Source organism: Kitasatospora sp. NPDC001261, from assembly GCF_042896795.1.
Taxonomy (GTDB): domain Bacteria; phylum Actinomycetota; class Actinomycetes; order Streptomycetales; family Streptomycetaceae; genus Kitasatospora.
The window spans coordinates 40,655-53,204 of the sequence record NZ_JBIAXP010000003.1 but is presented as its reverse complement, the minus strand read 5'-3'; the positions used below and the strand labels follow the sequence as shown (position 1 = coordinate 53,204).

11 protein-coding genes are annotated in these 12,550 nt (G+C 76.5%); 3 read left to right on the top strand and 8 right to left on the bottom strand.

The window, feature by feature from the left end:
• Positions 1 to 7: 7 nt before the first annotated feature.
• Together ACFY4B_RS05265 and ACFY4B_RS05260 are read right to left on the bottom strand one after the other, a co-directional pair.
• Positions 8 to 169: a hypothetical protein gene (locus ACFY4B_RS05265; protein ID WP_387966541.1), complete on the bottom strand. Its 162-nt coding sequence runs from the start codon at positions 167 to 169 to the stop codon at positions 8 to 10.
• Between the two features lie 2 nt (positions 170 to 171).
• Positions 172 to 792, bottom strand: a complete 621-nt coding sequence (locus ACFY4B_RS05260; RefSeq protein ID WP_387966540.1) for a hypothetical protein — start codon at positions 790 to 792, stop codon at positions 172 to 174.
• Positions 793 to 1,026: 234 nt separating this feature from the next.
• On the opposite strand from ACFY4B_RS05260, the gene ACFY4B_RS05255 reads away from it, so the two are divergent.
• Both ACFY4B_RS05255 and ACFY4B_RS05250 read left to right on the top strand, forming a co-directional pair.
• Entirely contained in the window at positions 1,027 to 1,794 is a 768-nt protein-coding gene (locus ACFY4B_RS05255; RefSeq protein ID WP_375874525.1) for an alpha/beta hydrolase, read from the top strand.
• Positions 1,795 to 2,123: 329 nt separating this feature from the next.
• Positions 2,124 to 3,272: a Cmx/CmrA family chloramphenicol efflux MFS transporter gene (locus tag ACFY4B_RS05250; protein WP_387966539.1), complete on the top strand. Its 1,149-nt coding sequence runs from the start codon at positions 2,124 to 2,126 to the stop codon at positions 3,270 to 3,272.
• Positions 3,273 to 3,609: 337 nt separating this feature from the next.
• On the opposite strand, the gene ACFY4B_RS05245 is transcribed toward ACFY4B_RS05250, so the two are convergent.
• Positions 3,610 to 4,587 carry an NADP-dependent oxidoreductase gene (locus ACFY4B_RS05245; RefSeq protein WP_387966538.1) on the bottom strand — a complete coding sequence of 326 codons (978 nt, stop codon included), beginning with the start codon at positions 4,585 to 4,587 and terminating at the stop codon, positions 3,610 to 3,612.
• Between the two features lie 105 nt (positions 4,588 to 4,692).
• Between ACFY4B_RS05245 and ACFY4B_RS05240 the strand changes: the two genes are divergently transcribed.
• Positions 4,693 to 5,262 (top strand): TetR/AcrR family transcriptional regulator, encoded by a 570-nt coding sequence (locus tag ACFY4B_RS05240; RefSeq protein WP_375874527.1) that lies wholly within the window; start codon positions 4,693 to 4,695, stop codon positions 5,260 to 5,262.
• A 50-nt stretch (positions 5,263 to 5,312) separates the two neighbouring features.
• Here ACFY4B_RS05240 and ACFY4B_RS05235 read toward each other — a convergent pair whose 3' ends face one another.
• The 5 genes from ACFY4B_RS05235 to ACFY4B_RS05215 all read right to left on the bottom strand — a co-directional run bounded on the left by ACFY4B_RS05235 (position 5,313) and on the right by ACFY4B_RS05215 (position 12,514).
• Positions 5,313 to 6,671, bottom strand: a complete 1,359-nt coding sequence (locus ACFY4B_RS05235) for a DUF2252 domain-containing protein (RefSeq protein WP_049658339.1) — start codon at positions 6,669 to 6,671, stop codon at positions 5,313 to 5,315.
• Positions 6,672 to 6,785: 114 nt separating this feature from the next.
• Entirely contained in the window at positions 6,786 to 8,372 is a 1,587-nt protein-coding gene (locus ACFY4B_RS05230; RefSeq protein WP_387966537.1) for a multicopper oxidase family protein, read from the bottom strand.
• Positions 8,369 to 8,842, bottom strand: coding sequence for a hypothetical protein (locus ACFY4B_RS05225; RefSeq protein WP_387966536.1), 474 nt, complete (start codon positions 8,840 to 8,842; stop codon positions 8,369 to 8,371). The genes ACFY4B_RS05230 and ACFY4B_RS05225 overlap by 4 nt, the downstream gene beginning before the upstream one ends.
• 205 nt (positions 8,843 to 9,047) lie before the next feature.
• Positions 9,048 to 11,618, bottom strand: coding sequence for an FtsX-like permease family protein (locus tag ACFY4B_RS05220; RefSeq protein WP_387966535.1), 2,571 nt, complete (start codon positions 11,616 to 11,618; stop codon positions 9,048 to 9,050).
• A complete protein-coding gene (locus tag ACFY4B_RS05215) occupies positions 11,615 to 12,514 on the bottom strand; it encodes an ABC transporter ATP-binding protein (protein ID WP_387966534.1) in 900 nt (299 codons plus the stop codon). Before ACFY4B_RS05215 ends, ACFY4B_RS05220 begins: the two co-directional genes overlap by 4 nt.
• Between the last annotated feature and the right edge of the window lie 36 nt (positions 12,515 to 12,550).

Sequence of the window (12,550 nt, the reverse complement as noted above, 5' to 3'; positions counted from 1 at the left end):
CGGCGGTTCAGGCCCGCCACGCCCGTACCCGGCCGGCCGGCAGCGCCACGGCCGCCGCCGCGTCCGCCGTCTCCAGCGGCACGCGGTTCTCCCGCCCCGGCCCCTCCCCCACCGTGAACCCGTCGTCCCAGGCCGCGGCGGCCTCGGCGGCGAACGTCCCGTCGTCCATGCTCAGGCCCCCTGGACGAGGGACTTCAGCTCGCCGACGCTCTCGGTGAGGGTCGGTTCGCCGGAGCCCGGGTCGACGGTGAAGACGCGGTAGCCGGCGTCGGTGGTGACCCTGACCCGGCCGGACCCGGCCCATTCCGCCGCGACGAACTCCCCCTGGCCCCGGAAGCCGCCCGTGTGGAGGGCGAGGACGTCCCAACGGCGGGTCGCCAGGCCGGTGCCGGTCTCCAGCCGGACGAAGTAGCGCCCGTTGTAGCCCTCCGGATCGTCGTGGTGGGCCACCGTCAGGACGTGGTCCGCCCGCTCCGGGGAGGCGGTGCGGCTCACCCCCTGGACCTTCGGTCCGAACATCTGCAGGACGTGGCCGCCACCCGACAGCAGCAGCCCGAACACCGCGAACGCCGACGCCAGCCCGCCGACGACGTCCCACCGGCCGCGGACCACGACCGCGGCCAGCAGCAGGACGGCGGCCAGGCCGAGCATCGCCCACGGCCGGTTCAGGACATCGGCCACCACCGCCCGCCCACCGTTCCCGGACTCCATCCGCCCCACCGCCCACAGCGCCGGCGGCAGCAGCAGCGCGGTGGCGGCCACGATGCCGCCGGCTCTCCCACGGTTCGCCATCGAACCCCCTCCTCGGTTTCCGGGCATCCTAGGGCGCTGCCCGCCCCCGCCCGGCCGAGAGGTTCTCCGGTGCCCCGGTACCGCCGGTCTGCTAGCCTCCTGGAGGCCGTGCGAGAGAACGAGGAGGTGGTACCCGTGAACGTTTCGACATGGGTGCTCTCCTCCGGGGTCACGGTCGGGCGATAGGTCGTCGTCCGGGAGCGCCGTTCCAGTGCACTCCCGAAAGGCACGACCATGCGTTTCACTTCCGAACAGCACCTCGACGGCGGCGTCCTCGAGCGTGGGTTCACCCTCGGCGAGATCCCCGGCATCCTGTGGACGCCCGCATCCGCCTCCCCGTCCGAGCCGGTCCCGCTGGTCCTGCTCGGCCACCCCCCGCTCGGACTGCGCAGGATGCACCCCCGGCTGGTCGCCCGGGCCCGACGCTGCGCGGCGGACGGCTTCGCCGCGGCCACCATCGAGCTCCCCGGCAGCGGGGACCGGCCCCGCTGGGCCGCCCTCGAGCAGGCGCGCGCCGACCTGCGCCGGGCCATGGAGGCCGGCGAGCCGGTCGGCGAGGAGATCGTCGACGCCCTCGTCCTCCCGCTCGTCGACAAGTCCGTCCCGGAATGGCGGGCCGCCCTGGACGCCCTCCTCGCCCTGCCCGGGATCGGCGGCCCGGTCGGGTACTCGGGGGGAGTCATCTCCATCGGCGTCCGGCTGGCGGTGGTCGAGCCGCGCATCGTGGCCGCCGGCCTCTTCGCCGGGAGCCTCGTTCCCCGCGCCGTGTTCGAGGAGGCCCGCCGGGTCACCATTCCGCTGCACGTCCTGCTGCAGTGGGACGACGAGGGCAACGACCGGCAGGCGTCCCTGGACCTGTTCGACGCCTTCGGCTCCCGGGAGAAGACGCTGCACGCCAACATGGGCGGGCACACGGGCGTCCCGCGGTTCGCGGGCGAGGACGCGGCCGGGTTCTTCGCCCGGCACCTGCGCCAGCCGCAGGCCGGTCCCGGTGGACGGTAGGCAGTAGGCCGGTGCCGGCCGGCCGTCGCGATCGAGGAGGGGGCGGTCCCTCCTCGATTCGCGGCGCGCCGGCCGGTGGCTCCCGGCCCGGCCGCCGGGAAAACCGGGTGACCCGGCGGCAGGGGGTCGGGTAGCGTGCCGGGCATGTCGAGCCCTGAGGCATCCAGGGTGGGGGCTTTCGGTCACGCGCCGTCAGCCCCCTGAAACCCCGGAGATCCTGAACCACCGAGGTCCGAGCGAGCGCCACGCCTGCGCCGCCCGGGGGTTGAGCGTGCGGTGACGAGACGTCCGTCCTCCTCGTTCCCACCGCCCCGCTTCGGAGCCTCTCGATGCCCCTTCCGCTCTATCTGCTCGCCCTGGCCGTGTTCGCCATGGGCACCTCGGAGTTCATGCTCGCCGGGCTGCTGCCCGGACTCGCCGCCGATCTCGGCGTCACCGTCGGTACGGCCGGCGGGCTGACCTCGGCCTTCGCGGTCGGGATGGCGGTCGGCGCGCCGCTGATGGCCGGGCTCGCCCGCGGCCGGTCGGGGCGCGGCAGCCTGCTCGGGTTCGTCCTGGTGTTCGCGGCGGCGCACGCCGTCGGGGCGGTGACGACGAGCTTCCCGGTGCTGGTGGCCACCCGGGTGGTCGCCGCGCTCGCCAACGCCGGGTTCCTGGCGGTGGCGCTGACCACCGCCGCCGCGCTCGTCCCGGCGGACCGCAAGGGGCGGGCGCTCGCCGTGCTGCTGTCGGGGACGACGGTGGCGACGGTCGCCGGCGTCCCGGGCGGGGCGGTGCTGGGCGCGCTGTTCGGGTGGCGCGCCGCGTTCTGGGCCGTCGCGCTGCTCTGCCTGCCGGCCGCCGTCGGCATCGCCAAGGGCCTTCCGCCCGTTGCCCCGTCGACCGACCGGGCCGCGGCCCCGGCCCTGCGCGCGGAGCTCGGCGAGCTGCGCCGCCCCCCGCTGCTCCGCGCGATGCTGCTCGCCGCGCTGGTGAACGCGGCGACCTTCGGCGGCTTCACCTTCCTCTCCCCCGTGGTGACCGGCCCGGCCGGGCTGGGCGACCTGTGGGTGCCGGTCGCGCTGGTGCTGTTCGGGGCCGGGTCGTTCGCCGGGGTCACCGTCGCCGGGCGGCTCGCGGACCGGCGCCCCGGCCTGGTCCTCGCCGTCGGCGGCCCGCTGCTGCTGGCGGGCTGGCCCGCCCTGGCCGTCCTGGCGGACGCGCCGGGCGCGCTGCTGCCGCTGGTGTTCCTGCTGGGCGGGCTGTCCTTCGCGGTCGGCGGCACGCTGATCACCCGGGTGCTGTACGAGGCGGCCGGCGCCCCCGCGCTGGCCGGCGCCTACGCGACCGCCGCCCTCAACCTCGGCGCCACGGCCGGCCCGCTGCTGGCCGCCGCCTCCCTCGGCACGGCGGCCGGTGACCTCGGCCCGTTCTACGCGGGCGGCCTGCTGGTCGCCGCCGCACTGCTCGTCGCGGCGGTGCGGCCGCGGCTCGGCTGAGCGCTGCCGGAGCCAATTGCGGGCGGCGGCGGAAGCCGGCCGCCGCCCGCGGCGCGGTGGGCCGCTCCTGGTCCGGCGTGTCGACCGGCACCCGGGCGTGCACGCCGGCCGGCGCCTGTCGATCGCCCGGGCGGCGGGGCCGGGCCCGGCACCCAGGAGACCGGCCCCGACGGTGCAACTCCGCTGCCCACGGCGGCCGGTGGCCCGGTGATGCCCCGCCGGGGACCGGCCCTGACAGCCGGCTCCCCCACCCGCGACGACCCGCGCCGCAGCCCGACGCAGGGTGACTGCCTGCCGGGACCGACCCCCGTACGGCCCCGGCACGCCCCCTCCCCCGCTACCCGACCACCCGCAGCACGATCTTGCCCTGGATGTGCCCCCGCTCCGCCCGGCGGTGGGCGGCGACGGCCTCCCGCAACGGGTAGACGCCGTCCACGGCCACCCGGACCCGGCCGTCCGCCAGCAGCAGGGCGAGTTCGGCGAGGTCGCCGCCGCTGGAACGGACCTGCCACAGGCCCTCGTTCAGGGCCACCCCGAGTTCCGCGGCCCGCTCGGGCCGGTACTCGCCGAGGAAGCAGGACACCAGTCGGCCACCGCGCCGCAGGGCGCCCAGCAGGCGGTGGGCCTCGGGGCCGCCGACGGTGTCGACCAGCAGGTCGGCGCCCTGGACGGCCTCGGCGGCCGGGGTGCGGGTGTAGTCCACGAAACGGTCGGCGCCGAGGCCGTGCAGGAACTCCTCGTGCCGCCCGGAGGCGACCGCGACGACCTCCTCCGCCCCGGCCAGGCGCAGGAGTTGGACCGCGAGGTGTCCGATCCCGCCGGCCGCGCCGACCACCACGGCCGATCCGCCCCCGGCGTAGCCGAGGCGCTTGTGCAGGAACTGGAAGGCGGTCAGCCCGGCCATCGGGACGGCGGCGGCCTCGACGTGCCCGAGGGCGGCCGGCTTGCGCGCCAGGTCGGCGGCCGACGCGACGACGTACTCGGCGTAGCCGGACGGGCGGCCGGGGAAGCCGAGGAGTCCGAAGACCTCGTCGCCGACGTTCCAGCCGGTGTCGGGGCCGCCGAGTTCCGCGACCACGCCGGAGACGTCGGTGCCGAGGGTCAGCGGCAGCGGCCAGTCGGGCCGTCGTTCGGCCGGGATGGTGGTGAAGCCGCTCCGGACGTACCAGTCGGGCGGGTTGACGCCCGCCGCGTGGACGCGGACCAGCACTTCTCCGGGCCCCGGGACGGGCCTCGGCACCTCCTCGTACCGCAGCACCTCGGGTCCGCCGTAGGCGTGCAGCCGGACGGCTTTCATCGTGTTCTCCGTGGCCATGTGTTCTCCCCCGACGCAGGACGGACGGGCTCCGACTAGAATCCGGAGCGCCGCTCCGGAAAGCTAACCGGAGCAGTGCTCCAGTTGTCAACGTCGAGGAACCCCATGCCCCTTGAACCGCAGACGGCGCCCCGCGCCGACGCCCAGCGCAACCGCGACCGGATCCTGGCCGAGGCGGCCGCCCTGATGGCCGACGAGGGCACCCAGGCCTCCCTGCGCGACGTCGCCCGCCGCGCAGGGGTCGGCCTCGGCACGCTCTACCGGCACTTCCCCACCCGCGAGGACCTGCTGGCGGCCCTGCTCGGCCGCCGCTTCGAACTCCTCACCGCCCGCGCCGACACCCTCGCCGCCGCCGAACCGGCCGGCCCCGCCCTGACCACCTGGCTCCACGAGTTCCTCGACGCCGCCGCCTACCGGGGCCTGCCCGCCACCCTGATGGCCACCCTGCAGGACCCGGAGTCCGCCCTGCACGCGAGCTGCCTGCGGATGCGCCAGGCGGGCGGGCGGCTGCTCGCCGCCGCCCAGCAGGAGGGACTGATCCGCCCGGACGTCACGGCGCTCGACGTCTTCGTCCTCGTCAACGCCCTGAGCTGGACCGCCGACCAGGGGCCTACCCTCGCCGAGCGCCGCGACCACCTCTTCGGGCTGGTCATGGACGGCCTGCGGCCCCGCTGACCCCACCGGCGCCGAAGGCCGCGCCGAACTCGCCCTCCCCCGGCCCCGGTTCACACCCCCGGAGTCGCCGCCACCCGCCCGTCGGCGATCGCCGCGACCAGCTCGCCGTGGTCGGCCGCCGTCCGGTCGGCGTAGCGCAGCGCGAAGTCGGCGACCGCCTCGGCGAAGGTGTCGGCGCTGCCGAGGTAGCCGGCGATGGCGAGGCGGTCGCCGGTGCGGGCGTGGGCGCGGGCGAGGGTGCGGCCGCAGAGGTCGGCGTAGGCGCGCAGGCCGGAGGGCCGGAAGTCGGCGATGTCCGCCGAGCCCTTCATGTCGCGCAGTTGGCGGCCGTAGAAGTGGCGCCCGGCGGGGCCGGTGGTCCAGCCGAGGAAGATGTCGCTGGCGGCCTGCATCAGGTGCTGGCCGGTGACGACCCGGCGGCCGCCGTGGTGGGCGAGCACCTCGGCGTCCGCCCGCAGCGGCGGCAGGTGGTCCTCCAGCACCGACCGGCCGGCCTCCTTGAGCTGGAGGAACAGCGGGTCGTGCCCGTTCCCGCCCTCCAGCAGCACGATGTAGCAACGGGTGCCGACGCTGCCCACCCCGACCACCTTGGTGGCCGCCTCGACGAACCGGTAGCGGTCCAGCAGCACCCGGCGGTCCTCCGCGAGGGTGGCCCGGTAGTCGCTGAACACCTTGCCGACGCCGCGCAGTTCGGTCTTCCTCAACGGTTCGATCAGCGGCGGCGCGCTGATGATCCGGCGCCGCCCGTCGCGTTCCTCGGTGAGCTTGCCGAAGGCCTGGAGGCTGGTGCGGCGCCGGGCGCGCGCGAACTCGGCCTCGGCCCGCCTGCGCTGCCGGGGCTTGGCGAGCAGCGGCAGCAGCTGCGCGGTGTCCACCCGGGCGTACCAGACGTCGAGTTCGCCCCGGCCCGCCAGCCGCCGCATCGCGGTCGCGTACCCCTGGGCGGCGGCGAGCGCGGCCCGGCGCGCCCGCCGATCGTCCTGGCCGTTGTCGCGGGCGGCGACGGCGACGCTGGCGGCGAGCCGTTTGACGTCCCACTCGAAGGGGCCGGGGAAGGTCTCGTCGAAGTCGTTGACGTCGAAGAGCAGCGCGCGCTCCGGCGAGGCGTACAGGCCGAAGTTCAACAGGTGGGCGTCGCCGCAGAGTTGGACGGTGAGCCCGGTGTCGGGGAGGGCGCCGAGGTCGGCGGCCAGGACGGCGGCGGCGCCGCGCAGGTAGGCGAACGGGCTCTCCGCCATCCGCCCGTGGCGGATCGGCAGCAGCCGGGCGACCCGGTCCGCGCCCTGCCGTTCCAGCACGCCGAGCGGGTCGGGCCGGTCGGCGGCGGGGATCCACCGGCCGTGGGCGGAGCGGGAGACCCGCTCCCGGGCGGCCCGGCCGTGCCGGCGGCGTTCGGCGGGGGTGGTCATGGCGCGGCTCCGGGCGTCGGCGGGTCCCCTCCTCCCCGCGAGGCTAGGACACGGGTGCCGGAGGGCGCAGCGCGCGCCCTCCGGCGGTCGGCCGTCCGGGTGAACCCCGGCGGCTCAGCGCACCGTGAAGTCCGCCATCATCGCCATGTCCTCGTGCTCCAGGTTGTGGCAGTGCAGCATGTACGCCCCCGCGTAGTCGGTGAAGCGCACCAGTACCTCCACCGCCTCGGCCGGGCGCAGGTCCACGGTGTCCTTCCATCCCGCGTCGTACGGGCCCGGGTCGGCGCCGTTGCGGCCGATCACCTGGAAGTGGTCGAGGTGGACGTGCACCGGGTGGTGCAGGTCGGTGGAGAAGCGCCAGAGCTCGACCGTGCCGAGGGCGGGCGTGGCGATGGACTCCCCCGGCTTGTACGGGCGGCCGTTGATGGTCCAGCCGTCGCCGCGGCTGCGCCGGAAGGTGAAGTCGCGGGTGGCGACGGCGGCGGAGGCGTCCAGGGCCTCGACGGCGGCGAGCCGGTCGGGCACCGTCGCGTCGTCGGCCGGCTGCTTCGCGGTGACGTCGAAGCGCATCACCTCGGCCGTCCGGCCGCTGCCGAAGCGGTTGACCAGCCGGACCTGGGTGCCGGGCTGGTAGCGGGAGAAGTCGACCACGACGTCGAAGCGTTCGGCGGGCGCGATCTCGATGCCGTCGTGCCGGATCGGGGCGGCGAGCAGGCCGCCGTCGGAGCCGATCTGGACCAGGGCGTCGCCGCCGGCCGGCTGCGGGTCGAGTTCGAGCCGGTAGAGCCGGGCGTTGGAGGCGTTGAGCAGCCGCAGCCGGTAGCGGGCCCGGTCGACGTCCAGCCGGGGCCAGGGCGCGCCGTTGACCAGGATGACGTCGCCGAGCACGCCGTTGGCGTAGGCGTCGGTGACGCCCGGCTCGGCGAGCTGCGGGTCGACGGCGGGGTAGCGGAAGGAGCCGTCGGCGGCGAAGGAGCGGTCGGTGATCATCAGCGGCAGGTCCCGCTCGCCGCGCGGCAGCGGCAGCGCGTCCTCCTCGTCGTCGTGCACGAGGTGGAAGCCGGCCAGTCCGCGCCAGACGCCGGGGCCGGTGAAGCCCATCCGGTGGTCGTGGTACCAGAGGGTGGCGGCGCGCTGCTTGCCCGGATAGGTGTAGCTGCGCTCGCCGACGGCGGTGCGGGCGGCGGCGTGGTCCGTCCCGGACATCCCGGACATCCCGGCCATGCCGCCCGCCTGCTGGGCGGCGTCCGGCGAGGACCCCACCGGCAGCAGCAGGTCCACCGGGTAGCCGTCGCTGTCCGCCGGGGTGTGCCCGCCGTGCAGGTGGGTCACCGAGGGCACCGGCAGCTCGTTGCGGTGCTTGACCACCGCCGTCCGCCCGGAGCGGGTGACCACGGTCGGCCCGGGGAAGCCGCCGCCGTACGTCCAGGCCTCGGTCCGCACCCCGGGCAGGATCTCCAGCCGGGCGACCTGCTGGGTGATCTCGTAGTGGTCGGCGGTCGCGTCGGTGCGCACCGGTTGCAGCACGGTCGGCACCGGCAGCGCGGCCCGGAAGGCCTCCGGCAGGTCGAGTTCGCTGCTCAGCAGCTGCCCGGGGCGGCCCTCGGCGAGCAGCCGGGCGACGGAGGGGCCGGCCACGGAGACCAGGGCGCCCGCGCCGAGCACGGAGGCGCCGACGCACAGGAACCGGCGCCGGTTCACTTGACCACCTCGACCGGTCCGCCGGGACGCGGCAGCCGCCCGGTGCCGTCCGGACCGCCGACGACCCGCGCCTCCCGGGCCGGCAGCGGCAGCCGCCAGGCGCCGACCAGACCGAACAGCACGCCGCTGACCAGCAGCACGCCGAGCGTGACGTGCACGCCGAGCGCCCGGGCGTAGCCGGCGGTGATCTGGCCGATGACGGCGACGGTGAGCACGGCGGTGGTCCACAGCGGCCAGAGCGGGCCCCGGCCGGGCCACCGGACGGCGACGGCCACCGCGAGCTGGAGCACCACCACGGTGGCCAGCATCATCGCGTTGCCCTCGTGGTCCTTCAGGGAGTCGTAGGTGCCGTTCAGGAAGCTGCCGGCCAGCATGACCTGGAGCAGTGCCAGCAGGGCGAGCAGGGTGGTGGAGGTACGCAGCAGGATCAGCGGCCAGCGGGGCGCGGGGGCGGCAGGAGGACTGCTCATGGTCGGGCTACTCTCTGCGTCGACGGTCTGGCGGGGCGGGCGCGAGCGTAACTGATGCGACGTCACGATCAGCTCTTGAAAAGGTCATCGGACCGTCATGTGGTCCCCATGACCGCCCGCTCGGGGCCGTCGTTCTCACCCGAAGGAAGGGGGTGCCCTTGAGTCGTCCTCAAGAGCACCCCCTTCCTCGCCTCCCGCGGGCCCGCTACTGACGCGCCGCGCCCAGCCCCGCCGGCCGGGTCCGCAGCAGCGCCCGGACCGGCACCCCGGTCGCCGCGAGGCAGAGCAGCACGGCTCCGGCGGCCAGCGGCAGGGCCAGCATCGGCGGGACGTACGGGGCGGAGTTGGCCACGCCCCGGGCGACCGGCACCAGGGTGACCGCGGCGATCACCGCGCCGACCGCCAGCCCGGTCGAGGCCACCAGCAGCGCCTCCCAGCGCATCATGCCGCGCACCTGGCGCCGGGTGGTGCCGGCCAGCCGCAGCAGCGCGACCTCGCGGCGCCGGTCCAGCACCGTCATCACCAGGGTGTTGGCGGCGCTGACGGCGGCGAACCCGCCGAGCACGGCGGCCATCACGGTGTTGGCCCAGCCGTTGACCTCCATCGCCTTGTCGGACTGGGCGACGAACCCGGCCCGGTCGGTCACCGCGGCCCCGGCCAGCCCGCCCAGCCCGGCGGCCACCGCCGCCCGGTCGGCGCCCGGCGCGTCGGCGACCAGCACCTGGCTGTCGTACCCGGCGGTGACGTGCGCGGCCACCGCGGCCCGGGGCAGCAGCGCCTGGCCGACGCCGAGCCCGCGGTCGTACACCGCGACCACGGCGGGCCGGACGGCGGTGCCGTCGCCGAGCCAGAGCGGGACCCGGTCGCCGACCTCGGCGCCGAACGCCTCGGCCAGGGTGGAGCTCAGCGCCACGGTGTCGGGGGCGCGGCCGAGGTCGGCGAGCGCACCGCTGCGCACGCCCAGGTCGAGCACCTTCGGCAGCCGGGCCGGGTCGCCGTCGACGCCGAGCACGGGGGCGGAGCTCAGCTGGTCGCCGTTGCGGTAGACGACGCCGGTGCGCAGCACGCCGACGGCGGTGTCCACGCCGGGCACCCGGCCCGCCCGCTCGGCCGTCCCGGCGGGCAGGCCGGGGCCGGTGGCGCCGACCACGTGGTCGGCGGTGACGCCGGCCCGGACGTTCTCGCCGCTGGTGTGGCGCACGGTGCTCTGGATGATCAGCAGGGTGCCGCAGAAGGCGGTGACCAGGACGATCGGGGTGATCGCGGAGGCCAGGCGGCGGGCGTTGGCGCGGGTGTTGTCGGCGGCCAGCGAGCCGGGCGCGCCGCCGGCCCGCAGCGGGGCGCCGAGCACCGCGGCGGCGACCCGGGCCAGCCAGGGGCCGAGCAGGGCGACGGCCATCATGAAGCACATCACCACGCCGAGCGCGGTCTGGGCGGCCTTGGCGCCGTCCAGGGAGGTGGCGATGGCCGCGGCCGCGATGCCGCCGGCGGCGAAGACCAGTCCGAGGACGGTGCGCACCGCGCCCGGGCGGGGCGCTTCGACGGCGGCCTCGCCGAGCGCCTGGGCGGCCCGCATCCGGGACGGCCGGCGGGCGGCCAGGAACCCGGCGGTCAGCGCGGCGAGGGTGCAGGCGAGGACGGCGGCGAGCATCGGCAGCGGGCCGACGTCCAGGCGGACGTCCGCGGGGACGGCACCGCGCTCGACCAGCTGGTCGAACCACCAGCGGGCGAGGGCGATTCCGGGCAGGATGCCGAGCGCCGCGGCGAGCGGCGCGACCAGCATCGCCTCGGCGGCGATGGTGCGGCGGATCTGGCGCGGGGTGGCGCCGATGGCGCGCAGCAGGGCGAACTCGCGGGCGCGCTGGCCGGTGGCGAGGGCGACGGTGCTCATCACCACGAAGACCGCGGTCATGGTGGCGTAGCCGCCGAAGCTGCCGCCGAGGGCCATCAGCAGGGTGCGGGCTCCGCCGAGGTCGGGGTGCTCGACGGCGCCCCGGTCGTCCCCGGTGAGGACCTTGACGGCACCGGCTCCGGCAACGGCGTCGGCTCCCGCCTTGGCACCGGCGTCGCCGCCGACGGCCTGGCGGACCTGGGCGGCGAGCGCGGCGGTGGTCACGCCCGCGCGGGGCTGGACGGCGATGGCGTCGATCCGGCCGGGGTGGCCGGAGAGGCGGTCGGCTGTGGCGTCCGCGAACCAGGCGGTGGGTCCGGCCTGCTGGGCGGCGGCCAGGCCGGAGACCCGGTAGTCCGCGGTGCCGCCGGGCGCGGTGAGCGTGAGGTTCGCGCCGGGCGCGATGTGGGCGGCGCGCGCCGTGTCGGCGTCCAGCACCACCTCGTTCGCGCCGGGGGCCCGGCCCTCGACCAGGGTGTCGCCCGGCCCGGCGATGCCGAGCGCGGCGAAGCCCCGGCCGGTCAGGGCCGGCGCCCGGCCGGAGGCGGGCAGCGGGAAGGCGGTGTCCGGGCGGGCCGCCGCGACCCCGGGCAGCGCGGCCAGTCGGCCGGCCAGCGCGGCGTCCGTCCGGGCCCGCTCCGGGGTGGCCTCCTCCGTCGTCTCGGTGTCCGTGCCGACCTTCCGCTGGATCTTCACCGCCTGGTCGGCCGCGACCACCACCGGGGTGTCCGCGTACCGGGCCGGCTTGAGGCTCGCGGTCAGACCGGTCTGCAGCAGCACGCCGCAGGCCACCACCACGGCGGCGCCCAGCAGCAGGGCGACCAGGGTGCCCGCGAAGGACGCGGGCCGGAAGCGCACCGAGGAGCGCGCGAGTCCGTTCGTCATGCCGCGGCTCCCACCGGGCGGGCGGTCAGCGCGACCATCCGGTCCGCGACGATCTGCGGGCTCGGGTGCGGCAGGTCGTCGACGATCGCGCCGCCGGCCAGGAACAGCACCCGGTCGGCGAAGGAGGCCGCCACCGGGTCGTGGGTCACCATCACCACCGTCGCGCCGAGCGAGTCCACGGCCTGCCGCAGCAGGGCCAGCACCTCGTGCGCGGTGCGGGTGTCCAGCGCGCCGGTCGGCTCGTCGGCGAAGACCACGTCCGGGCGGGTGATCAGCGCGCGGGCGATCGCCACCCGCTGCTGCTGGCCGCCGGAGAGCTGGCCGGGCCGCCGCTTGGCGTGCTCGCCCAGGCCCACCCGGGCCAGCAGCTCCCGTGCCCGGGCCCGGTCCTGGCGCTCCCCGGCGAGGCGCTGCGGGAGCAGCACGTTCTGCTCGACGGTCAGCGAGGGCAGCAGGTTGAAGGCCTGGAAGACGAAGCCGATCCGGCTGCGGCGCAGCTTGGTCAGCCGGTTCTCGCTCAGCGCGGTGATGTCCTCGCCGCCGAGCCGGACCTGCCCGGAGTCCGGGCGGTCCAGGCCCGCCGCGCACTGGAGGAAGGTGGACTTGCCGGAGCCGGACGGGCCCATCACCGCGGTGAAGCTGCCGTGGGCGAGCGCCAGGTCGACCCCGCGCAGCGCGTGCACCGTCGCCTCGCCGCGGCCGTAGGTGCGGCGCACCCCGCGCAGCTCGATCGCGGGGGCCGCCTGCGGGGCCGGGGCGTACCCGCCGTGACCGTCGGCGCCGTAGCCCTCGCGGCCGTATCCGTCGGGGCCGTACCCCTCGGCAGCGTGGCCGCCGGGGCCGTACTGATCCGTCCCGAACTCGTCGGTCCTGCGGCGGTCTTGGCGGCGTGCCATGGGTGGGCCTTCCTTCGGTTCTGCGTCGCTCGTCGT

Bases quoted from the DNA above. Each gene is read 5' to 3' on its own strand.
- ACFY4B_RS05265 (WP_387966541.1), bottom strand. From the start codon at position 169: ATGGACGACGGGACGTTCGCCGCCGAGGCCGCCGCGGCCTGGGACGAC.
- ACFY4B_RS05260 (WP_387966540.1), bottom strand. From the start codon at position 792: ATGGCGAACCGTGGGAGAGCCGGCGGCATCGTGGCCGCCACCGCGCTG.
- ACFY4B_RS05255 (WP_375874525.1), top strand. From the start codon at position 1,027: ATGCGTTTCACTTCCGAACAGCACCTCGACGGCGGCGTCCTCGAGCGT.
- ACFY4B_RS05250 (WP_387966539.1), top strand. From the start codon at position 2,124: ATGCCCCTTCCGCTCTATCTGCTCGCCCTGGCCGTGTTCGCCATGGGC.
- ACFY4B_RS05245 (WP_387966538.1), bottom strand. From the start codon at position 4,587: ATGGCCACGGAGAACACGATGAAAGCCGTCCGGCTGCACGCCTACGGC.
- ACFY4B_RS05240 (WP_375874527.1), top strand. From the start codon at position 4,693: ATGCCCCTTGAACCGCAGACGGCGCCCCGCGCCGACGCCCAGCGCAAC.
- ACFY4B_RS05235 (WP_049658339.1), bottom strand. From the start codon at position 6,671: ATGACCACCCCCGCCGAACGCCGCCGGCACGGCCGGGCCGCCCGGGAG.
- ACFY4B_RS05225 (WP_387966536.1), bottom strand. From the start codon at position 8,842: ATGAGCAGTCCTCCTGCCGCCCCCGCGCCCCGCTGGCCGCTGATCCTG.
- ACFY4B_RS05220 (WP_387966535.1), bottom strand. From the start codon at position 11,618: ATGACGAACGGACTCGCGCGCTCCTCGGTGCGCTTCCGGCCCGCGTCC.
- ACFY4B_RS05215 (WP_387966534.1), bottom strand. From the start codon at position 12,514: ATGGCACGCCGCCAAGACCGCCGCAGGACCGACGAGTTCGGGACGGAT.